21 protein-coding genes, 1 tRNA gene and 3 pseudogenes are annotated in these 18,622 nt (G+C 56.4%); 18 read left to right on the forward strand and 7 right to left on the reverse strand.

The window, feature by feature from the left end:
• Positions 1 to 137 precede the first annotated feature (137 nt).
• Together G3M63_RS19505 and G3M63_RS19510 are read right to left on the reverse strand one after the other, a co-directional pair.
• Positions 138 to 260 carry a hypothetical protein gene (locus G3M63_RS19505; protein WP_022964288.1) on the reverse strand — a complete coding sequence of 41 codons (123 nt, stop codon included), beginning with the start codon at positions 258 to 260 and terminating at the stop codon, positions 138 to 140.
• 31 nt (positions 261 to 291) lie between these two features.
• Positions 292 to 474 (reverse strand): annotated as a pseudogene (locus G3M63_RS19510) (MBL fold metallo-hydrolase); the annotation flags it as partial.
• 625 nt (positions 475 to 1,099) lie between these two features.
• On the opposite strand from G3M63_RS19510, the gene dsbG reads away from it, so the two are divergent.
• From dsbG to G3M63_RS05455, 9 genes and pseudogenes are all read left to right on the forward strand, one after another.
• Positions 1,100 to 1,918, forward strand: a complete 819-nt coding sequence (gene dsbG / locus G3M63_RS05415) for a thiol:disulfide interchange protein DsbG (RefSeq protein ID WP_011784888.1) — start codon at positions 1,100 to 1,102, stop codon at positions 1,916 to 1,918.
• Entirely contained in the window at positions 1,918 to 3,108 is a 1,191-nt protein-coding gene (locus G3M63_RS05420) for a protein-disulfide reductase DsbD (RefSeq protein ID WP_163982099.1), read from the forward strand. The genes dsbG and G3M63_RS05420 overlap by 1 nt, the downstream gene beginning before the upstream one ends.
• A gap of 16 nt (positions 3,109 to 3,124) precedes the next feature.
• Positions 3,125 to 3,715, forward strand: a complete 591-nt coding sequence (locus tag G3M63_RS05425; RefSeq protein ID WP_094625685.1) for a protein-disulfide reductase DsbD domain-containing protein — start codon at positions 3,125 to 3,127, stop codon at positions 3,713 to 3,715.
• A 49-nt stretch (positions 3,716 to 3,764) separates the two neighbouring features.
• On the forward strand, positions 3,765 to 4,460 hold the full coding sequence (locus G3M63_RS05430; protein WP_011784891.1) for an SCO family protein: 696 nt from the start codon (positions 3,765 to 3,767) through the stop codon (positions 4,458 to 4,460).
• 56 nt (positions 4,461 to 4,516) lie between these two features.
• Positions 4,517 to 5,092, forward strand: a complete 576-nt coding sequence (locus G3M63_RS05435; RefSeq protein WP_163982100.1) for a TlpA disulfide reductase family protein — start codon at positions 4,517 to 4,519, stop codon at positions 5,090 to 5,092.
• A 97-nt stretch (positions 5,093 to 5,189) separates the two neighbouring features.
• Positions 5,190 to 5,534 (forward strand): annotated as a pseudogene (locus G3M63_RS19705) (ArsR/SmtB family transcription factor); the annotation flags it as partial.
• On the forward strand, positions 5,531 to 5,836 hold the full coding sequence (locus G3M63_RS19395; protein WP_178100949.1) for a hypothetical protein: 306 nt from the start codon (positions 5,531 to 5,533) through the stop codon (positions 5,834 to 5,836). The pseudogene G3M63_RS19705 and the gene G3M63_RS19395, both read left to right, overlap by 4 nt.
• A gap of 80 nt (positions 5,837 to 5,916) precedes the next feature.
• A complete protein-coding gene (locus G3M63_RS05450) occupies positions 5,917 to 6,540 on the forward strand; it encodes a class I SAM-dependent methyltransferase (protein ID WP_022964284.1) in 624 nt (207 codons plus the stop codon).
• Between the two features lie 17 nt (positions 6,541 to 6,557).
• A complete protein-coding gene (locus G3M63_RS05455) occupies positions 6,558 to 6,782 on the forward strand; it encodes an exosortase H-associated membrane protein (protein ID WP_022964283.1) in 225 nt (74 codons plus the stop codon).
• 7 nt (positions 6,783 to 6,789) lie between these two features.
• On the opposite strand, the gene G3M63_RS05460 is transcribed toward G3M63_RS05455, so the two are convergent.
• Positions 6,790 to 7,068 (reverse strand): diguanylate cyclase domain-containing protein, encoded by a 279-nt coding sequence (locus G3M63_RS05460; protein WP_001611016.1) that lies wholly within the window; start codon positions 7,066 to 7,068, stop codon positions 6,790 to 6,792.
• Between the two features lie 81 nt (positions 7,069 to 7,149).
• Between G3M63_RS05460 and G3M63_RS05465 the strand changes: the two are divergent.
• Positions 7,150 to 7,551: pseudogene (locus tag G3M63_RS05465) on the forward strand (transposase zinc-binding domain-containing protein); the annotation flags it as partial.
• Between the two features lie 17 nt (positions 7,552 to 7,568).
• Positions 7,569 to 8,000, forward strand: coding sequence for a hypothetical protein (locus tag G3M63_RS05470; RefSeq protein ID WP_201765125.1), 432 nt, complete (start codon positions 7,569 to 7,571; stop codon positions 7,998 to 8,000).
• A 227-nt stretch (positions 8,001 to 8,227) separates the two neighbouring features.
• Here the strand turns inward: G3M63_RS05470 and cadR are convergent, their stop codons facing one another.
• The gene (gene cadR / locus G3M63_RS05475) at positions 8,228 to 8,629 is read right to left on the reverse strand and encodes a Cd(II)/Pb(II)-responsive transcriptional regulator (protein WP_008173755.1); all 402 of its coding nucleotides are present in this window, start codon (positions 8,627 to 8,629) and stop codon (positions 8,228 to 8,230) included.
• A gap of 97 nt (positions 8,630 to 8,726) precedes the next feature.
• On the opposite strand from cadR, the gene G3M63_RS05480 reads away from it, so the two are divergent.
• The 5 genes from G3M63_RS05480 (at position 8,727) to G3M63_RS05500 (ending at position 11,902) form a co-directional block, all read left to right on the forward strand.
• Positions 8,727 to 9,623: a cation transporter gene (locus tag G3M63_RS05480; RefSeq protein WP_058089840.1), complete on the forward strand. Its 897-nt coding sequence runs from the start codon at positions 8,727 to 8,729 to the stop codon at positions 9,621 to 9,623.
• A gap of 3 nt (positions 9,624 to 9,626) precedes the next feature.
• Positions 9,627 to 10,139 (forward strand): signal peptidase II, encoded by a 513-nt coding sequence (gene lspA / locus G3M63_RS05485; RefSeq protein WP_058089839.1) that lies wholly within the window; start codon positions 9,627 to 9,629, stop codon positions 10,137 to 10,139.
• A 99-nt stretch (positions 10,140 to 10,238) separates the two neighbouring features.
• Positions 10,239 to 10,877 (forward strand): peroxiredoxin, encoded by a 639-nt coding sequence (locus G3M63_RS05490; RefSeq protein ID WP_163982101.1) that lies wholly within the window; start codon positions 10,239 to 10,241, stop codon positions 10,875 to 10,877.
• 60 nt (positions 10,878 to 10,937) lie between these two features.
• Positions 10,938 to 11,531, forward strand: a complete 594-nt coding sequence (locus tag G3M63_RS05495; RefSeq protein ID WP_163982102.1) for a hypothetical protein — start codon at positions 10,938 to 10,940, stop codon at positions 11,529 to 11,531.
• Between the two features lie 83 nt (positions 11,532 to 11,614).
• Positions 11,615 to 11,902: a hypothetical protein gene (locus tag G3M63_RS05500; RefSeq protein WP_163982103.1), complete on the forward strand. Its 288-nt coding sequence runs from the start codon at positions 11,615 to 11,617 to the stop codon at positions 11,900 to 11,902.
• A gap of 411 nt (positions 11,903 to 12,313) precedes the next feature.
• On the opposite strand, the gene G3M63_RS05505 is transcribed toward G3M63_RS05500, so the two are convergent.
• Positions 12,314 to 12,390 (reverse strand) — tRNA-Arg (locus G3M63_RS05505).
• Positions 12,391 to 12,816: 426 nt separating this feature from the next.
• On the opposite strand from G3M63_RS05505, the gene G3M63_RS19515 reads away from it, so the two are divergent.
• Positions 12,817 to 13,149: a c-type cytochrome gene (locus G3M63_RS19515; RefSeq protein ID WP_371923575.1), complete on the forward strand. Its 333-nt coding sequence runs from the start codon at positions 12,817 to 12,819 to the stop codon at positions 13,147 to 13,149.
• Between the two features lie 60 nt (positions 13,150 to 13,209).
• Here G3M63_RS19515 and rep read toward each other — a convergent pair whose 3' ends face one another.
• Entirely contained in the window at positions 13,210 to 15,216 is a 2,007-nt protein-coding gene (gene rep, locus G3M63_RS05515) for a DNA helicase Rep (RefSeq protein WP_150300044.1), read from the reverse strand.
• 180 nt (positions 15,217 to 15,396) lie between these two features.
• Here rep and G3M63_RS05520 point away from each other — a divergent pair, with 180 nt between their 5' ends.
• Entirely contained in the window at positions 15,397 to 17,085 is a 1,689-nt protein-coding gene (locus G3M63_RS05520; protein WP_150300045.1) for a bifunctional diguanylate cyclase/phosphodiesterase, read from the forward strand.
• An 8-nt stretch (positions 17,086 to 17,093) separates the two neighbouring features.
• Here G3M63_RS05520 and G3M63_RS05525 read toward each other — a convergent pair whose 3' ends face one another.
• Positions 17,094 to 18,599 carry a YifB family Mg chelatase-like AAA ATPase gene (locus tag G3M63_RS05525; RefSeq protein WP_163982104.1) on the reverse strand — a complete coding sequence of 502 codons (1,506 nt, stop codon included), beginning with the start codon at positions 18,597 to 18,599 and terminating at the stop codon, positions 17,094 to 17,096.
• Positions 18,600 to 18,622: the final 23 nt, after the last annotated feature.

Here is an 18,622-nt window from a genome sequence, read left to right on the forward strand (position 1 = left end):
GGGCGAAGTCTACTACAGCCATGCCCTCAGATTCCTACCTGCCCACTCAGGTGTAGAGTTTCCTTCAGCATGGCCGCATCAATGCGATTATCATCCTGGTCAGCCATCCAATGTCGAGCCTCCTAACATTGGCCTCTTCATTTTTTGAACAGATACTTCACCAGTGCCGCGATTCCGAAGCCAAGAAGTACAATGACTAGAAGCCCTATCAGCCCCATGCCCCACATCATTGCCCCGCCGTTCATCATTCCGTCCATCATAGTCTTCGCTCCTGTTAATGGCCATTGACAGTATCTTGAGATAGACTTGGCCATCAGCCTCGGTGAAAGGCACCCGGCCGGCATTCATGTTGACCTGGACCGAGGGCAGGAGCAGCCGAGGCATTGCCAGTGTGGCGTCACGCTCGGTGCGCATCTTCACGAATTCATCTTCACTGATCCCTTCGTGTATGTGGATGTTGTGAGCGGCCTGCTCGGGACTTATGTGCGCCGGCATCATCTGACCTTGGTAGCAGCATTGGGGGATGCGGTGATGGAGCGTTTCCGCCTGTTTGCACCTCGACTAATGTAAGTTAAAGTAATCCTTTATCTTCCACACGTGAGAGATGTTTTAGCTGTTCTGTAATCAGGATATCAGTGCGATGACCACACGGCTTATGGGACTGGCAGTACTACTGCTCGTGGCTCTTCTCCCCGTTGCACAGGGAGTTGCCGCGACCTCTTTTGAGGTGAAACCCATGGTCGAGGCCTCTGTCATGTTGCCAGACACCCAGGCGCTGCATGACTGCGCCCGGCTCAATGCCCAGGGCAGCTGTAATAGCCCGTGTTCAACTGCCCATGTCGGGAAATCTGCACTTACGGATTCGGTATTGCTGTTATCTTCCCCCTGCCCGAAAGGCTATTCTTCTCATTCCGGCCGTGTACTTTCTGGCCCAGACCCTTTTCCTCCCAAGTAATCAACAGTCTCCTGAACCTTTGATTACCAGAGGCTTTCGCTTCGAGTGCCTGTCGTTTGGCCTTGCGCGGTAGACCACCACGTAGGCAGCTTTGCTGGTGATTTTATCGACTGATGAATACATGAAAACGGGAACGTATCTGTGATGTCATTCTATCTGGAATACCCGGTGCGCGGCATGACCGTGCTCTGCCATAAGCTTTCGATGGCACTTTTTTTGAGTTTATTCGCTGCCTTGGCCTCGGCGTCACCACCAATGGACCCGGGAATCAAGGCACTGCAGGAGAGAATCGGTTTTACGGTGACTGAACGCTTCTCCACGCCAGCCGAGGGCGTGACCGGCTATGTTGTAAAGACCGGCGACGGGAAAACCGGAATCCTCTATGGTCTCGGTGACCTCACTTTTTCCGGCGCACTTCTGGAGAGTGATGGCAACGATCTGACCAGCGAATATTCCGCTCGTTATATACCGAAGCCGACGTATGCGTCGGTTGCCGAGCAGCTCTCCCGGGACCCCCATCTGGTGAGCGAGGGCGGTAAAGATGCCCCTGAGGTCTATATCTTCGCGGATCCCAACTGCATTTTTTGCCACAAATTCTGGCAGCAAACCAGGGATTGGGTTGCGGAGGGGAAAGTCAGGTTGCACTGGGTCATGGTCGGGTTTCTCAAACCGTCCAGCCTGGGGCTTTCTGCAGCAATCATGAACGCAGAGGATCGAGCCGCGGCGCTCCAGGTGTTTGAGGAAAACTTCGGAAAAAGCGGTGACGGCCGCGGCATTTCTGAACTCACTCCGATCCCGGCCGACCTTCAACAGGCCCTCGAACAACACGGTCAGTGGATGGCCGAGGCGGGTTTCAGCGGGACGCCAGGGCTGCTGTTCAAGGACACGAGCGGACAATGGCGGGGCCAGACTGGTGTGCCCAGCCAGGAAGCGCTCGGCAGGATGCTGGGAGTCACTGAGTAATGGATCAGCTGCCCTCATTACTCATTGCCGGCCAGATCATGATGGCGGTTATGGCAGGTCTACTGCTCAACCTGACGCCCTGTGTTCTGCCCGCGATTCCCATCAAGGTCCGGACCATCCTGCGGGAGGCGGGCGGCCAGAGGTCCCATCGGGTGCTGGCCGCGTTGGCATTCACGGCCGGAACACTCACCTTTTTCCTGACGCTGGGCGGCCTGACCGCACTGCTGCAGTGGAACTGGGGCACGTTGTTCCAGTCAACGCTATTCGTGGCCGTCCTGGTTGCGTTAATGGTCGGGTTTGCGGTGATTACCTGGCTCGATCTGCCCATCCCCGTCCCGACATTCGCCGCCTCGGCGCATGGCCGGCGTTACTTTGAAGCCTATGTATCCGGGCTGTTGAGTGCGATTCTGGCCGCGCCCTGCGCAGGACCATTCCTCGGTGGCGTTCTGGCCTTTGCCGTTACCCAGCCGACACCGGTCATCATGGGGATATTCGGCAGTATCGGGCTGGGGCTGTCGTTGCCCTACGCGGTACTGATGCTCAGGCCCGAGTGGCTGAGCCGGTTGCCCAAGGCGGGCCCCTGGACCCTGGCCATTCGTGAAGTGCTCGCGCTGATATTGCTGGCCGCCGCCGTCTTTTTCAGCGCGAGCCTGGTGCCCAAAGCGGTATACCCCTGGCTGTGGTGGGCCTGGCTGGCGCTGGTGCTGGTCTGGGGTCTCCGTCGTTTCGTTCAGGGGAGCGGTGCCGTTCGCGTGATCACTGCAACGGCGACAGGCCTTGCCCTTGCGGTGACAGTGGTATTCGTATCTCCGTTGGGCAGCGGCGAAGACGAACTTGTCTGGCAGCCCTACTCCGCAGAACTCCTGGCGGACACAAAAGCCCGGGACACACCGTATTTGCTGGAGTTCACTGCCGATTGGTGCATCAACTGCAAGGTCCTGGAGCGCACCGTGTATAAAGAGCCCGCTGTGGCTGAAGCCGTAGCGCGGGCCGGCATGGTGCCGATTCAGGTTGATGTGACAGCAAGCGATCCCGAAAAAGACGCATTGTTAACCGCAACGGGAGGGCAGGCTTTACCTTTTGCGGCGATTTTTGACGCTGACGGCACCGTTGTCGCCCGTTTCACTGGGCTATTTGATACCGACAGCCTGGTCGAGGCGATCAACCGCACCGAGAACTCACAACGCTAGCTACTGGAGATGAACCATGACAACCCGAACCAAAGTATTGCTGACCGGCGTAGCGGTTTTTCTGATCGCGATCGCGGCGTTCACGTTGATCGGTACCAATTCCGGAAACGCTCCTGGCTCGGCCCAGACCGAACGAGCCAATTCCGACCCCCAGGCACCAGTTGCCCGCACGGGGTTGGCAGATTCTTCCGATAAGGTCCGCCTCAATCTTGCGGAAGGCGGCAAAGCCCTGATAGGGGAGACCGGTGAAATTATTCTGACACTGGACATTGAATCGGGCTGGCACGTGAACGCCAACCCGGCCTCCATGGAGTTCCTGATTCCCACCGTCGCCAGTTCTTCGGTCAACGGTCAGTCGCTTGACATCCCGACCCAGTACCCCCGCGGCAGGGTCAGTGACATCACACTGGGTGACACCGCCCTGGAGGTGTACGACGACGGTGCGAGTATCCGGCTGCTGCCAGACGAAAAACAGACCGCCGCGCTGAAAGAGGCAGGCAAGCTAGACATGACGGTACGGGTACAGGCCTGCAGTGACGAGGGCGTTTGCCTGGCACCAGCTGACCTGCCCGTTGCGCTGAATCTGGACGATATCAAGCCACAATAAACCGGGACTCCCTTCGGAAAACAACTCAAATGGAGAATGACTGTGAACAGTGTATTCAGAATTGCTGATTGCCATGGTTGCCCAGGTCAGCACCAATGCCATGGCCCATTCCATGGAAGATGTGGAGGCCTCGTTGAACGAGAAAGAGCGGTATGCCCAGTTTGTGGATCAGCCGGCCCCTGAATTTGATCTTACAGGCGTTGATGGCAATACCCTTGCCCTTGCCGACTTAAACGGCAAAACCGTTGTGCTTAACTTTCTCTACACGCGCTGTACCGAGGCCTGCCCTTTGCATATGAACCTGATCCGGCAGTTGCAAACCGGGGTTGAAGAAGAAGGGCTGAGTGAAGAGGTGGTGTTCATCACCATTGCCACGGACCGGGAAGATGTTGCAGGCACCCGGAGAAACATGCGTGCCTACGGCGAGAATTTCGATCTGAATCCCCGCAACTGGCAATTCCTCTACCGAGCCAGGATGGAACCACCTGAACTGACACCAGAACTTGCTAAAGCCTACGGCGTTCAGTTCAGGGATACGGGTGAGGGTGTACAGGTCCATGGTGTGGTAACCCACGTGATTGACCCGGAAGGGCAGATGCGGGCCCGGTTCCATGGATTGAAATTCAAGCCTGAACACCTGGTGACCTACCTGACGGCCATTGCCAAAGGCCCCAACGCGGCAGCCGATGATGGGTTCTGGGGCCGACTGCACGGGCGAATTGAAGAGCTGTTACAGAGTGAGTAACGCGTGGGGCACCATGCCGGCAACAAACCGACCACTGTAATCAGGAGTAATGTCCAATGAGTCACCAGCGCATATCTGCCGCCCGGGGAATCGCCGTAGTCCTTTTCGCGCTTGCTATTTCCATAGCCGCTCAAGTTATGGCTGCAGGGAAGGTTCCGAAGTCGGTGGGGCCCCAGGGTTTCCTGATCTGGGAGTCCCCTCGCACTCTGCCCGAGCTGGCTTTTGAAGACGAAGACGGCAGGCCGCTGACACTGGCTGACTTTAAGGGTAAGGCGATTTTGCTCAATATCTGGGCGACCTGGTGCGCACCCTGCCGTGAGGAAATGCCGACGCTTGACTCACTCCAGGCTCAACTGGGCGGCGAGCAATTTGAAGTGGTCGCGCTGTCCGTTGACCACGTAGGCATCAGCGTTGTTGAAAAATTCTACCGGGAAACAAGCATTCAGCATCTTCGCCAGTATATTGATCCGTCCACACTGGCGACCTCAACACTGGGCATAGAAGGTGTTCCTACAACGCTGCTGCTTGATCATGACGGTCGCGAAATTGGCCGCCTGGTCGGTGCCGCGGAATGGGACAGCCCGGCCATGGTGGATTTGATGATCCGTGCGATCTCCGAGGTTCCGGACTGACCGCGGGCCACGCCGACTGGACCAGGGGACACCTAATATTTCAATATAGCAATAGGTATTGAGATATTGAAATGAAGCAGAAGCTGTAAGGGCGTTTGGGGCGATTTCTCAAGAAACACGACTTCGCATCGTTAGACTACTGGTGGTGAAAGGAGCCAATGGATTACCGGCTGGTGAGATAGGAGACGCGCTAGGTGGTGTCTCATCATCGCGACTCTCTTTTCATCTCAACCATCTAGAACACGCAGGCCTTTTAGAAAAACGACGCCAGGGGCGTTCAATAATTTACAGTGCTATTTTTCCTGTACTTGCTGATCTCATAGCGTTTCTGATGCACGACTGCTGCGATGGGCACTGTGCTTATTGCGACAAAGCCATCGAGTTGTTCGCGCAGTGTGAAGGTCGCCCAACCTCACCGGGCACGGTGGACTCCAAGATATGATCAGATTCATCTATTTTGTGGAGTCTAATCTTGTTTGGTTCGTTATCACTTCAGCTGGTTTGGTCTTAGTATTCCCAGGGTTAGGAACGCACCTAGAGCCCTTTATCGGTCCACTGCTCGCGCTGCAGCCAGCAAGGCAGGTGAATTTGGCGCAATTCATGGACATTTCAGGGTTTCGAGGGGTCTTTGGCGGAGAAATAGGCTCCGTAACGAGCAAGCATTTCAGGCTCGACGACAATGGAATACCTGTTTATATTCCCTATCCTTGGCGATTTTGTTATGTTGTTATTACCGGCAGTTGATTATGATGCTACGGGAATTGTAGCAGAAAGAAATAGGGCAGTTTGTCGCACCTTTGATATAAAGCAATGACGGTGAACCTATGAGCTTCTATGAAGACCGGATTCTTCCCCACATCATCGACAAGGCCTGCTCCATGGGGCAGGTGATGAAACTGCGCAGCCAACTTGTGCCAAGGGCTCGCGGCCGTGTGCTGGAAGTGGGAATGGGCTCGGGTATTAACCTGGAATTCTATAATCAGGACCTCGTAGAGATGGTGTACGGGCTGGAGCCATCGGAAGGCATGCGGCGCAAAGCCTTGCCGAACCTGGGCCGGTCACCGGTGCGGGTTGAATGGCTGGACCTGCCGGGTGAGAAGATTCCGCTGCAGGACAATTCGGTTGATACCGTTCTGCTTACCTTTACCCTGTGCACCATTCCGGACTGGCACACGGCCTTGCTGCAGATGAAGCGGGTACTCAAGCCCGGTGGCGACCTGCTGTTCCTGGAACACGGAGAAGCCCCACACGACACCACGCGCAAATGGCAGCACCGGATAACACCGGGATGGCGAAAGCTGGCCGGCGGCTGCCACCTGAACCGGCACATCGCGGAATTGATTGAACATGCCGGCTTTGAGATTCAGGAGCTGGAGAATCTGTATATGCCCAATGCACCGAAAATTGCCGGTTATATCTACAAAGGCAGGGCAACCAAGCCCGAATAATCAGGGTCCCCTATGTTTTGCTGCTGCCTTTTCAGGCGTTTGGTATTGCCCTCGACACAGTCAAAACCCTGGCCTTTGAAACCGGCAGCGATGTCACCACTCAGCTCGATTTTGCCCCCTGGCAAATGAATGCCATTGCCCTGGGCTATCAGTTCGGGTATCTGATGTTGCCGTTTATTGCCGCTGCCGGCATATGGATATTGATGAACAGGGAGCTGCTGGACACTTTGCGCTCGCAATAAAACGGCATTACCCAAACAGTGCATCAATATCAAAATCGACGCTGGCGTTGCCTTCCATATTGTCTCGCCTAGCTATCTGCCCGGTTTCCACCAGACTTTCGTAGTGGCAGGTCCGGTTGCGACCATTGCCCTTGGCGTAATACAGGGCCTGGTCGGCGTTGTCGAGGATATTGGCCGGTGGCTGGGCAGGGTCCACAGCCGCAAAACCGATACTACAGGTGACCTGACCCACCTGGGGAAACTCCTTCTGTTCCAGCTCTGCCAGTGCCTTTTTGCTGTCACCCACAGCATCAATCTCCGCACATTTCCCCAAGCTGCACTACCCTGAAGGCATCCACACACCAGTACCGATGGAACGGATGCCGTCATGTCTCTTACCGCCCAAGCGCCTCGGCCGGCCACCCATGTCCGCCACCGGCCCGAGCAGACCCTGCTGTACCAACTGGTTGAGCGTCATTACCCCGAGTTTGCCCGGCTCATGGCCGCCCAAGGCTCACCCCTGCCAGGCTATGTCGCCCGCGAGTTCGAGGACTACCTCAAGTGCGGCCGCCTGGAACACGGCTTTCTGCGCGTACGCTGCCAATCCTGCCACCACGAGAAGCTGGTGGCCTTCTCCTGTAAACGCCGAGGGTTCTGTCCCAGCTGTGGCGTCCGGCGCATGGTCGACAGCGCCGCGCTGCTGGTCGATGAGGTCTTGCCCAAGGTACCACTCAGACAGTGGGTGCTCAGTGTCCCCTTCCAGCTACGCTTCCTGTTTGCCAGCTACCCGTTCCCACTGTTGTTGGAGTGAGCTTACGCACAGGATTTCCAGATTTTTTTGCACGCCATGATTCAACGTACGCGGGAATTGGATCAATCATATATCTTCTGATACTACTGGCTGTAGTAGGCCCAAACGCAGAAACTATCATTGGTTATGGCTGGTACGCTTTTTTGATTGCTGGAGCAGCCCTGAGTCTTAATCTGATTGGCTACCTGATAGGAATGTCCTCACGGTTGCTAACCTCTGACCGGAAAGAAGTGATTACCTATCTCTTCACCGTGAGCAAAAAAGAATTTAGCATTGCTGCTGCTTTTGTCGCCGCATCTGGCTTACCTTCAGAAATTGCGATTCCTGCCGCATTCTTTGCAGTGATACAAATGATCACTTCACCCATTGCCGCTAAGATCCTTGCACGGCACGGCTTACTACGATTCCGAGCGAGCGATCAGCACTAAGGATCTTGGTATTGTTTCAGCGCCGAATTACCAATGAACTACTGGCAACAGTTGATGCAGCCTTTTCAACGAAACAAGACATGATGAAGTGCTTGCTCTATCTGCCGACTACTCAGGCTCCGTGTTGTCGAAAAACTCCGCCAGGGAGCGGATGTTCAGCACCTACGCAAGTATATTGATCTTTCCACGCTGGCTACCCTAATACTGAGCATACCTGCTTCAGGCTACTACTGCATGCTTCCTTCGCTGAGCCCTTCGAGAACCCCACAGGCCTCAATTTCCCGATCATCGTTACAACTTGCTCGCAGCGACACAAGTTGTTTCTCCAGTACCTGCAGATCGGTTATCTGAGACCGTACCTGAGCGATGTGATCATCAAGCAAGGTGTTGATGGCCCTGCAAGGCTGATGGGGCGCGCCCTGATAACGCTGTAACTCGTGAATTTCAGCGAGTGACAGCTCAAGTATTCTGCAGCGCCGGATGAAGGCCAGTCGCTCAACATGCCGTTCAGTGTAAATACGGTAGCCGTTGTCCTGACGATCCGGCGGTGGTAACAAGCCCTCTCGCTCATAGAAACGGATGGTCTGGGTGTCAACCCCTACGGACCGCGCCAACTGACCAATGCGCATCGGGTGTCTCCTCAACAAATGGTATCTGCTCTATTGACCTTATAGTGGCTATATGGTTTTAAATCATAATCCGACAATACGCAAGTGGAGCCGTATCATGAGTAAATCCTGTGAAGACGCCTGTGGCTGCGACACAACACCCGCAGAGGGTAACACCGGGTCGAAGGCCTCTGAAGCGTCCGGCAACTGGATCAGTGTGTATACCGTACCGAAGATGGATTGTCCTTCGGAGGAACGGATGATTCGCCTGGCCCTGAACGGTTTTGAAGACATTCGCGGGCTGTCCTTTGAGCTGTCTGATCGGCAGTTGAAGGTTGTGCACGATGGCGAGGCTGAGCCTATCACCGCGAAGCTGGCGACCCTCGGGCTGGGAGCTTCGCTTCAGGAAACGGCCGCTGCCGACCCTGAGTCAATTAAGGCGGTCGGGGATACGGCTATCTCTGCCGAGCAGGAGTCCGGCACCCTGCGTTGGTTGCTCGGTATCAATGCCGTCCTGTTTGTGGTGGAAATGACGGCCGGCCTGATCGCGCACTCCACCGGCCTGATTGCAGAATCCCTGGACAATTTTGCCGACGCGGCCGTGTATGGGCTCGCGCTGTATGCGGTTGGGCATAGCGTGAAAATGCAGGTGCGTGCGGCGCATCTCGCGGGCGTACTCCAACTGATACTGGCTGTAGGCGTACTTGCAGAGGTGGTGAGGCGCTTTGTCTTCGGCAGTGAGCCGGAGTCGCTGGTAATGATGGGGATTGCGTTCATTGCATTGATCGCCAATACCACCTGTCTGCTGCTGATATCCAAACATCGGGAGGGTGGGGCGCACATGAAGGCGAGCTGGATATTCTCAGCCAACGATGTGGTGATCAATCTGGGGGTCATTACCGCTGGCGCCCTGGTCGCGTGGACTGGCTCCAACTACCCGGACCTGATCATCGGCAGCATTGCGGGGGTTATCGTACTCAACGGGGCCAGGCGCATCCTCGCGCTTAAGGGTTAAACAATGTCCATCGTTGCCAAAAAACACTTGCCGTATGGCCTGCTGGCTATTTCGGGCCTGATTGCGGCGTCTGATCAGGTTGTAAAATGGCTGGTCCAGCAGTCAATGGCGTATGGCGAATCGATTCCGGTGACCCCGTTCTTTAACTGGGTTCATGTCTGGAACACCGGCGCCGCATTCAGTCTGTTTGCCGATGGTGGAGGCTGGCAGCGCTACTTTCTTATCGCAATCGCGGTAGTGGTCTCGATCGTACTGATCAGGTTGATTCTTCAGTGCCGCCGCAGGGGAGAAGCCATCGCGTACAGTCTTATTCTTGGCGGTGCCATGGGCAACCTGATTGACCGGATATTCCGCGGCTATGTTGTGGATTCCTTTGATGTCTATTGGCAATCCTGGCACTGGCCAGCCTTTAACCTTGCCGATATCGCCATTGTGCTGGGCACCGTGCTTTTCCTCTATGTCAGTTTCATACCCGAAAAATCGGGCACGAACGTCGAGCTCGATGGATCAGGCTAAAAAACATCTGACAAACGCCTTGACCTTAAAGTTGACTTTAAAGATATCGTCTGTACTGACGAACCGAGAACGACAGCCAAAGCAAAGGAGAATGAAACGATGACATTGCAACTTGGAGAAACCGCTCCCGATTTCACCGTCGCATCCACCGAGGGAAACATTCAGTTTCATGAGTGGCTGGGAGACGACTGGGCCGTGCTGTTTTCACACCCCGCCGACTACACCCCTGTCTGTACCACAGAGCTCGGCGCCTTCGCCAAGCGTAAGGACGAGTTCGCCAGTCGCGGTGTGAAGCTGATCGGGGTCTCCGTCGACCCGCTCGACTCCCATAAAGACTGGGCGAAGGATATCGAGAAAACCCAGGGCAAGGGGCTCAATTTTCCCCTGTTGGCAGACAAGGATCAGGTGGTTGCCGACCAGTACGGAATGATCCATCCAAAAGCCGATCCCAAGGTGACTGTTCGAACGGTATTCATTATTGATTCCGCGAAGAAAATCCGTCTGATGCTGACGTATCCACCCAGCACCGGGCGCAATCTGGACGAGATCCTGCGCGTTATTGACTCGCTCCAGCTAACCGACAACCATAAAGTGGCCACGCCGGTGGACTGGAAAAATGGCGAGGATGTGATCATCGTTCCGTCGCTCTCCAACGAAGAGGCCAAAAAACGCTTCCCTGAGGGATGGGATGAGCAGACACCGTATCTGCGCGTTACCCGCCAACCTGGCCGGAAGTGATAAGGCGTTCGCCAGCCGGTCGTGCGGCTGGCGAACGAAGCAATACCTGAGCAGATAAGTATGCAATCGGAAAAGCTTGACCTGCTGATAGAAATGGCTAGGGATGTGAAGGTGCAGGGCGATATCCGTCGTCATGCTGAGTTCAGTTCTGTTCTAAAGACTATTCGACAATATTCGGAAGAGAATGATATTGGCATGCTGAAAGGGCAGCTTGCTGGCCTGCACACACAGTATGCTGAAACAAAGCTGATGCTTCGCCATGCAGCTGCGGGAGTGGGTACCAAGGGGGGGCTGGATTTCATTGATGTGATGCGGAACCTACAGGAGCGCATGATGTACCTTGGTTTTTTGCAGGCCCATGTACAACAACGAATAGGTTCGCCGGGCTATGCTTATAATGCCTTGCGTGACCTGAAGCAGGATTGGCTAGAAATAAACTCGGTTCTAGTCGATACCGTTGCAGCCAATAATGAGTGGGTCGAGGGGTTACCTTATGAGGCTGCTGAAAACATCGTATCTTTTTTGGAGTATCGTAAAGAAGTTACTCCGGCAATTGAGTATCAGTCCAGCCTGCTGGGGTTTGCCGTTGATAATCCATCCGCCCTTCAAGTCTTGAACGAGGATGTAAGTGAAATTAGGTTTATTGCTGCATAAATAGAATGAGTTTGGAGGTGAAGGTTTTGCATATCCTCTCGCGAGAGGATATGTCTGATTAGTTCGTTTCTTGGAGGCAGGGGATGCCCTTACTGATAATTCCTGTATTGATTGTTTTTATTTGGGCTGCGCCGCGCTTTTTTAAGTGGTTGCTTCTGTTTAGTGTCATGGCTGGGGGGCTTTTTTTTGTTGGTTTGACAGGGCTCTCTATGGCTTATGGTGCTAGGAAGGGCGGAGTGAACGAGGGTATGTTCGAAGAGTGGTCCATACATCTGTTGATGTATTTCTTTACCGTGCCTGCTGGGATTATTGTGTTGGGCGCCCTTGTGGGTCTCACCTTAAAGCTAGGGCAGAAAAGTAGGCTGCAGTGATCGACGCAGCTCAAGTGCATAACTCGGAGCAGAAGTGGGCAACGGATGTGCTGGTTGAGTTGCAGCAGGGGTGACGGTCTGTCGGGCCATGGAATACGCTTGACCTGTACGAATGTGTGACAGACGGTTTGCTACTGGTATTGCTGAAATGCCAGTAGCAGCGAGTCAATATTGGCTCGGAGGGCAATACTCAATATCACGACTGCTTCTCCACACGCAAAAAATCAGTGGGCACGGTTTGGGCACATTTTGGGCACACGGTCCTTTTTAGGTTTTTTCAGTGCTGGAGAGCAGAGGTCATTCTGGCGAAGGGCTTTGAAAAAGCGAGTGAGTATTTATTTTCTGTAGCCGCCGATTTGGGCACAAGAAAAAGGGTTGTGAGGGTCGTAAGCTGTTGATTGTAAAGGGAAATGGCGCACCCGACAGGATTCGAACCTGTGACCCCCGCCTTCGGAGGGCGGTACTCTATCCAGCTGAGCTACGGGTGCGTTATAGGAAAAACGCTGCATTCTGACACTTAGCCGCACCGGGGTTCAAGTCGATGAGTATTGCCTTCGGAGGGCAGTACTCTATCCAGCTGAGCTACGGGTGCGTTGCAGGGTCGCAATAATACGCATTGATGCGCCCGGCGTCCATGCCCGGCGGCAAGCTCTTTTGCGGGCGCGACGCATTGTCCCTATTGTGCGGCGGCTATTTTAACGGCCGGGGGTTTACCGGTATACTCGCGCACATTGTCCGGGCATGGTACTTGGGCTGAACCTATGGTCATGATGAGGATGTATAAGGTGACGACTCTGAAACAACTCCTGGCGGCCACTGCGGCCATGCTTGCTCTGACCGCCGGCAATGCCTTTGCTGCTGCGATGGATAACGAAGCGATTGCCGAGCGTATCCAGCCCTATGGTGAAGTTTGCGTGGCAGGTGAGGAATGTGCGGAGGCCGTTGCTGCCGCTGCACCTGCAGGTGGCGATGCTGCGGATACCGCTTCAGCCGGTGGTAGCGAGGGCGAAACGCTGTTCAACTCCAAGCCGTGTGGCGCATGCCATAGCGTAGACAATAAGCTGGTGGGCCCTGCTCTGAAAGAAGTGGCTGCCAAATACGCCGGTCAGGATGATGCCGTCGCCACCCTGGTTACCAGCATCACTCAGGGTTCCAGTGGCAAGTGGGGCGCGATTCCCATGCCGCCGAACGCGGTAAGCGAAGAAGAGGCCACGACTCTGGCCGAGTGGGTTCTCTCGCTCAACTGAGCTGAGTCGTTGCGAAAAGCCACCCCTCGGGGTGGCTTTTTTGTTTCTGCGCTCTCTGTGCTACCGCCCCAGCAGGCTGCGGATGTCCGAGAGCGCCGTGTTGCCGCGCGCTTGCTTCTGCTCTACCGGTACGTCTTCGGTGCCTTCCCACTCCAGATCTTCGCTGGGCAACTCATCCAGGAACCGGCTCGGCAAGCAATCAATGATCTCGCCGAACTGGCGGCGGCGTGCAGCGAAGCTGAATGTCAGATTCTTTCGGGCGCGGGTGATGCCGACGTAGGCCAGGCGGCGCTCTTCCTCGACGCTGTCAGCTTCGATGCTGGAGCGATGCGGCAGGATTTCTTCCTCCATGCCGAGGATATAGACGTGGGGGTATTCCAGGCCTTTGGAGGCGTGGAGGGTCATCAACTGAACGCGATCAGTGTCCTCCTCTTCTTCGTGACGCTCGAGCATGTCCCGTAGCACCAGTTTGGCGATGGCATCCTCGAAGGTGGTTTCCCCGGTCTCGTCCCGTTCGATCGTGCTTTTCAGTGCATCCAGCAGAAACCACACGTTGCCCATGCGCTTGGCGGCGATCTCGTCGCTGGAGCAGTTCTGGCGTATCCAGTTCTCGTAATCCAGATCGACGATCATGCGATGCAGCGCTTCGATCGGATTACCGTCCATGCATTGCTGGCGCACATTGTCCAGCCAGCGGCTGAAGCGCTGCAGCCGTTCGTGATAGCGCGGCTCCATCTGCTCCGCCAGGCCAATTTCATCGCAGGCCTTGAACAGGCTGATCCCGCGGTCGTTGGCGTAGTTGCCGAGTTTTTCCAGCGTGGCCGGGCCAATCTCGCGGCGGGGCACATTGACCACCCGCAGCAGCGCATTGTCATCGTCCAGGTTCACCAGCAAGCGGAAGTAAGCCATCAGATCCTTGACCTCCTGGCGAGCGAAGAAGCTGGTGCCGCCGGACAGGTGATAGGGAATCTGATGATGCTGCAGCTTGAGTTCGATCAGCCGAGACTGGTGGTTGCCGCGATACAGGATCGCAAATTCCTTCCAGGCGCGTCGGTGCTTCAGGTTCTGGGTCTGAATGTCTGTGGCGACCCGTTCGGCCTCGGCTTCCTCGTTACGGCAGCGAATCACACGGATCGGATCGCCATAGCCCAGTTCGCTCCATAGCTGCTTCTCGAACACGTGCGGGTTATTGGCGATCAGCGTGTTGGCAGCGCGCAGGATGCGGCTGGTGGAACGGTAATTCTGTTCGAGCATGACCACCTTGAGTCCCGGGAAGTCATCCTTCAGCTGGGCCAGGTTCTCGGGGCGTGCGCCCCGCCAGGCATAGATCGATTGGTCATCATCACCCACCACAGTGAAACGCGCCTCGCGGCCAACCAGCATTTTCACCAACAGGTACTGCGTGGCGTTGGTGTCCTGATACTCATCGACCAGCATATAGCGGATGCGGAACTGCCACTTCTCCAGCACGTCGGGATGGTCCCGGAACAGCATTACCGGAATCAGGATCAGGTCATCGAAATCAACCGCGTTGTAGGCCTTCAGCGTACGGTTGTAATGCATATAGACGCTGGCTGCGGTCTGTTCCTGCGGGCTTTTGGCCTTGGCCAGTGCTTCTTCCGGGGTGATCAGATCATTCTTCCAGGTCGAAATCATCGACTGAATGCCTTCGATTCCTTCGTCGGCGCCATAATCGCGGTGCATCAGGTCGGTGATCAGCGCCTGCGCGTCTTGCTGATCGAAGATGGAAAAGCCCGGTTTGTAGCCCAGCCGCTTGTGTTCCGTGCGGATGATATTCAGACCCAGGTTGTGGAAGGTCGAGACAGTCAGGCCGCGGGCCTCGCTGCCCTGAATCAACTGGCCGACTCGTTCCTTCATTTCCCGCGCGGCCTTGTTGGTAAAGGTCACAGCGACGATGTTCTTCGCGCGTATGCCGCATTCCTTGACCAGGTAGGCGATCTTGCGCGTGATCACGCTGGTTTTACCACTCCCGGCACCGGCGAGCACCAGCATCGGCCCGCTGATATAACGGACTGCTTCGTTTTGACGAGGGTTAAGGGTAGCCACCGATGATCTTCTCCTGCATTGGGCTAGCATTCTACCAGCCTACGCGGGGCTCGACAGCGCTGTGGTCGCCAGATAGTCTTGCTGGACTCGGTTCTGATAATGCCGAATTGCCATGATTGGCTTCGGACTGCTTGAAGCTTTTGAATTACATGTAGAAAACCGTGATCCAGGGAGGATCGTTTGCTCGCCGACCGTAGTACCCAGCTAATAGTAGTGCTGGACAAGGACGACGGAGCGTTTGCGCAGCTTTGCCGCACGCTTTCGGCCACGCATGCCGGTATCTTCGAGTTGCGTCGCTGCGACGGTTGGAGTCGAGCTTACGCCATGATCGAGGCAGGATCCGTAGCCGCTGTGTTGGCACGCGGCGATCTGCTCAATCCGCCCGGTGGTTGCACTGTACCGCTTATCCAGCTGACCGATACATCGTCTGTTGCCGCGTTGCCTGAAGGCGTGGACGACAGTATCTGGATTCAGGCCAGAACTAGCGAGTTGATCCGTTGCCTGGAATATTCGATCGAACGGCACGGTTTGCAGACAGCGCTTGATCGCGCAGCCAGTTACGATCCGCTTACCGGATGCTGTAATCGTCAGCTGCTGAATGATCGTCTGCGTCAGGGAATGCACCGCGCGTCGCGAAACAAGCAGCCGCTTGCGGTGCTGGTCATCGATCTCGACAATTTCCGCCACGTCAACGATACGCTTGGCCACACAGCGGGCGATCGCATCATACGGGAAGTGTCTGAGCGGCTGCGTCGCGTCCTGCGCAGTACCGATACCGTAGGACGCATGGGTAGCGATGAATTCGGCGTGGTGGTCGAGGATTACAGCGAATCGGCGAATATCCTGTTGATCGCTCAGAAGGTGACCAACGAGCTGGCCGAGCCGTTCAACATTGACGGCGAAAGCCTGTTGTTGGGCTGTAGCATCGGTATCGCCAGTTATCCCGAGGGCGGCCTTACGGTGGATGGTCTGCTGCTGCATGCCCATATGGCCATGCAACAAGCGAAAGGACAGCGCGGTTGCAACTTTCACTTCTATGATGACCGGGTCAATCTGCACGCGAGCAGCCTGATCGAGTTTGAGGCTGCGCTGCGTCTGGCTTTGCGCCGCAATCAGTTCGAGCTGCATTACCAGCCGCGGGTGGATCTTCGCAGTGGGCAGATTGTCGGTCTGGAGGGGCTCATACGCTGGCGCCATCCGGAACGTGGCTTGCTGGGGCCAAACGAGTTCATTCCACTGGCAGAAGAGACCGGCCTGATCGTCCCCATGGGCTACTGGGTCATGGCCCGTGCCTGCCATGACCTGAACCAGCTCAGTCGCCGCGGGTTCGCCGATATTCACATTGCGGTGAACGTGTCCTTTCGGCAATTCCAGGACAGCCAGTTGCTGAGCAATGTCCGCCGGGTACTGAGAACCACTGGCATCGACCCACACCGCCTTGAATTCGAATTGACTGAAACCGCCATCATGCAACGTTCCGAGCAGGTGCTCGCGGCGATGCAAGGCATTACGGAACTGGGGGTGCGCTTCTCGCTGGATGATTTCGGAACCGGTTATTCCTCCTTCGTGCATCTGCACAGCCTGCCCATCAGTCTGCTGAAGATTGACCGCAGCTTCGTCAGGAAAATCAGCGAGATCGAAGGCGACCGCAAGCTGGTGAATGCCGTGGTGGACATGGGCCACAGCCTTGGGTTGGCGGTGGTGGCGGAGGGTGTGGAAGAGCGCAGCCAGCTGGACGCGCTGACCGCGATGGGCTGTGATCAGGTACAGGGCTACTTCATCAGTCCGGCGTTGCCCTTTGAGGAGTTGTGCTATTTTCTGGACGCCTACCGGATGGGCCGCGAAGATGACTTGCTCGGTAGCCTCTGAGTCAGACCCTAGCTGGGCCTTCTATCCAGTTGCCGGTATTGCAACGCCTCCGCCAGATGCGCTCGGCCGATAGCCGTCTGATTATCAAGATCCGCCAATGTCCGCGCCACTTTCAATGCCCGATGGCTGGCGCGGTGGGATAAACCCAGCTGCTCTATAGCGCGCTCCATCCAGCGTGCATCCTCATCCTTCAACGGGCAATGGTCACGCAAGCCCGCCAGATCCAGATGCGCGTTCAATCTACCCTGGCGCTGTTGCTGCTGTTGGCGTGCAGCGGCTACCTGGGCGGCGGCTTCCGCGCTGTTGGGTTTGCCAGGCTCTTTGTTGGCAAGGCTGAAGGCTTCATTGTGCATGGCGACGTGCAGGTCGATCCGGTCCAGCAGCGGGCCGGACAGTTTGCCGCGGTAGCGTTCCACTTGCTCAGCGGAGCAGCGACAGCGTCCGGATGGGTCTCCCTGGTATCCGCAGGGGCATGGGTTCATCGCTGCGATCAATTGAAAACGGGCAGGGAAGCTCAGTTGTTCACGTGCGCGAGCGATGTGTATCTCGCCTGACTCCATCGGCTCACGCAGCATCTCAAGGACCTTGCGATCAAACTCGGGCAATTCGTCGAGAAACAGTACGCCCCGGTGGGCCTGGCTGATCTCTCCGGGGCGCGGCTGACTGCCGCCGCCGACTAGCGCTGCAGCAGATGCACCATGATGGGGCGCACGGAAGGGCCGTGTTGGCCAGGTCTGTAGCGGGCCCTGCCCACACACCGATTGGATGGCCGCCACTTCCAGTGCTTCGCCCTCGACCAGCTGCGGGAGGATTCCGGGTAGGCGACTCGCCAGCAGGGTTTTCCCCGTACCCGGAGGGCCAAATAAAAGTAAATTGTGACCGCCGCTGGCCGCGACGATCAGCGCGCGTTTGGCCTGCGCCTGACCCTGCACCTCGTCAAGGTCGGCATGGTAGCGAGGCAGCTCTGGCGCAGGGTTTGGTGATACTGGTTCGAGGGTGCGTTCGCCGCGCAGGTGTTCGCACAGCTCCAACAGGTGGTCGGCGGCGACAATGTGCAAGCCCCGGACTAATGCCGCTTCCATGGCATTGGCGCGTGGTAACAACAGCGTGCGGCCCTGGTCCCGACACGCCAGCGCCGCTGGCAACACGCCCTGAACCGGGCGTAACTCGCCGGACAGCGCCAGCTCGCCCAGGCATTCGCACTGGTCCAGCACGTCGGCGGGAATCTGACCGCTGGCGGATAACAGGCCCAGTGCAATCGCCAGATCGAAGCGTCCGCCTTCCTTGGGCAGGTCAGCGGGCGCGAGATTGATGGTGATGCGCTTCAGGCCGGGGAATTCGAGGCGGGCATTCTGCAGGGCGCTGCGTACGCGATCCTTGCTTTCGCGCACGGCGGTTTCAGGCAACCCGACCAGTGTCAGGCTGGGCATTCCATTGGCCAGATGCACCTCAACGGTGACGGCAGGCGCCTGCACGCCTAGTTTGGCGCGGCTGTGGACAATCGCCAGGGACATGATCGCTCCTTGATCAGGCCCAC

The sequence above is a fragment of the Pseudomonas sp. OIL-1 genome (assembly GCF_010669185.1).
Classification (GTDB): Bacteria; Pseudomonadota; Gammaproteobacteria; order Pseudomonadales; family Pseudomonadaceae; genus Halopseudomonas; species Halopseudomonas profundi.

Bases quoted from the DNA above. Each gene is read 5' to 3' on its own strand.
- G3M63_RS19395 (WP_178100949.1), top strand. From the start codon at position 5,531: ATGATCAGATTCATCTATTTTGTGGAGTCTAATCTTGTTTGGTTCGTT.
- G3M63_RS05500 (WP_163982103.1), top strand. From the start codon at position 11,615: ATGCCCTTACTGATAATTCCTGTATTGATTGTTTTTATTTGGGCTGCG.
- lspA (WP_058089839.1), top strand. From the start codon at position 9,627: ATGTCCATCGTTGCCAAAAAACACTTGCCGTATGGCCTGCTGGCTATT.
- G3M63_RS19505 (WP_022964288.1), bottom strand. From the start codon at position 260: ATGATGGACGGAATGATGAACGGCGGGGCAATGATGTGGGGCATGGGG.
- G3M63_RS05495 (WP_163982102.1), top strand. From the start codon at position 10,938: ATGCAATCGGAAAAGCTTGACCTGCTGATAGAAATGGCTAGGGATGTG.
- G3M63_RS05480 (WP_058089840.1), top strand. From the start codon at position 8,727: ATGAGTAAATCCTGTGAAGACGCCTGTGGCTGCGACACAACACCCGCA.
- G3M63_RS05435 (WP_163982100.1), top strand. From the start codon at position 4,517: ATGAGTCACCAGCGCATATCTGCCGCCCGGGGAATCGCCGTAGTCCTT.
- G3M63_RS05450 (WP_022964284.1), top strand. From the start codon at position 5,917: ATGAGCTTCTATGAAGACCGGATTCTTCCCCACATCATCGACAAGGCC.
- G3M63_RS05525 (WP_163982104.1), bottom strand. From the start codon at position 18,599: ATGTCCCTGGCGATTGTCCACAGCCGCGCCAAACTAGGCGTGCAGGCG.
- G3M63_RS05490 (WP_163982101.1), top strand. From the start codon at position 10,239: ATGACATTGCAACTTGGAGAAACCGCTCCCGATTTCACCGTCGCATCC.
- dsbG (WP_011784888.1), top strand. From the start codon at position 1,100: ATGTCATTCTATCTGGAATACCCGGTGCGCGGCATGACCGTGCTCTGC.
- cadR (WP_008173755.1), bottom strand. From the start codon at position 8,629: ATGCGCATTGGTCAGTTGGCGCGGTCCGTAGGGGTTGACACCCAGACC.
- G3M63_RS05425 (WP_094625685.1), top strand. From the start codon at position 3,125: ATGACAACCCGAACCAAAGTATTGCTGACCGGCGTAGCGGTTTTTCTG.
- G3M63_RS05420 (WP_163982099.1), top strand. From the start codon at position 1,918: ATGGATCAGCTGCCCTCATTACTCATTGCCGGCCAGATCATGATGGCG.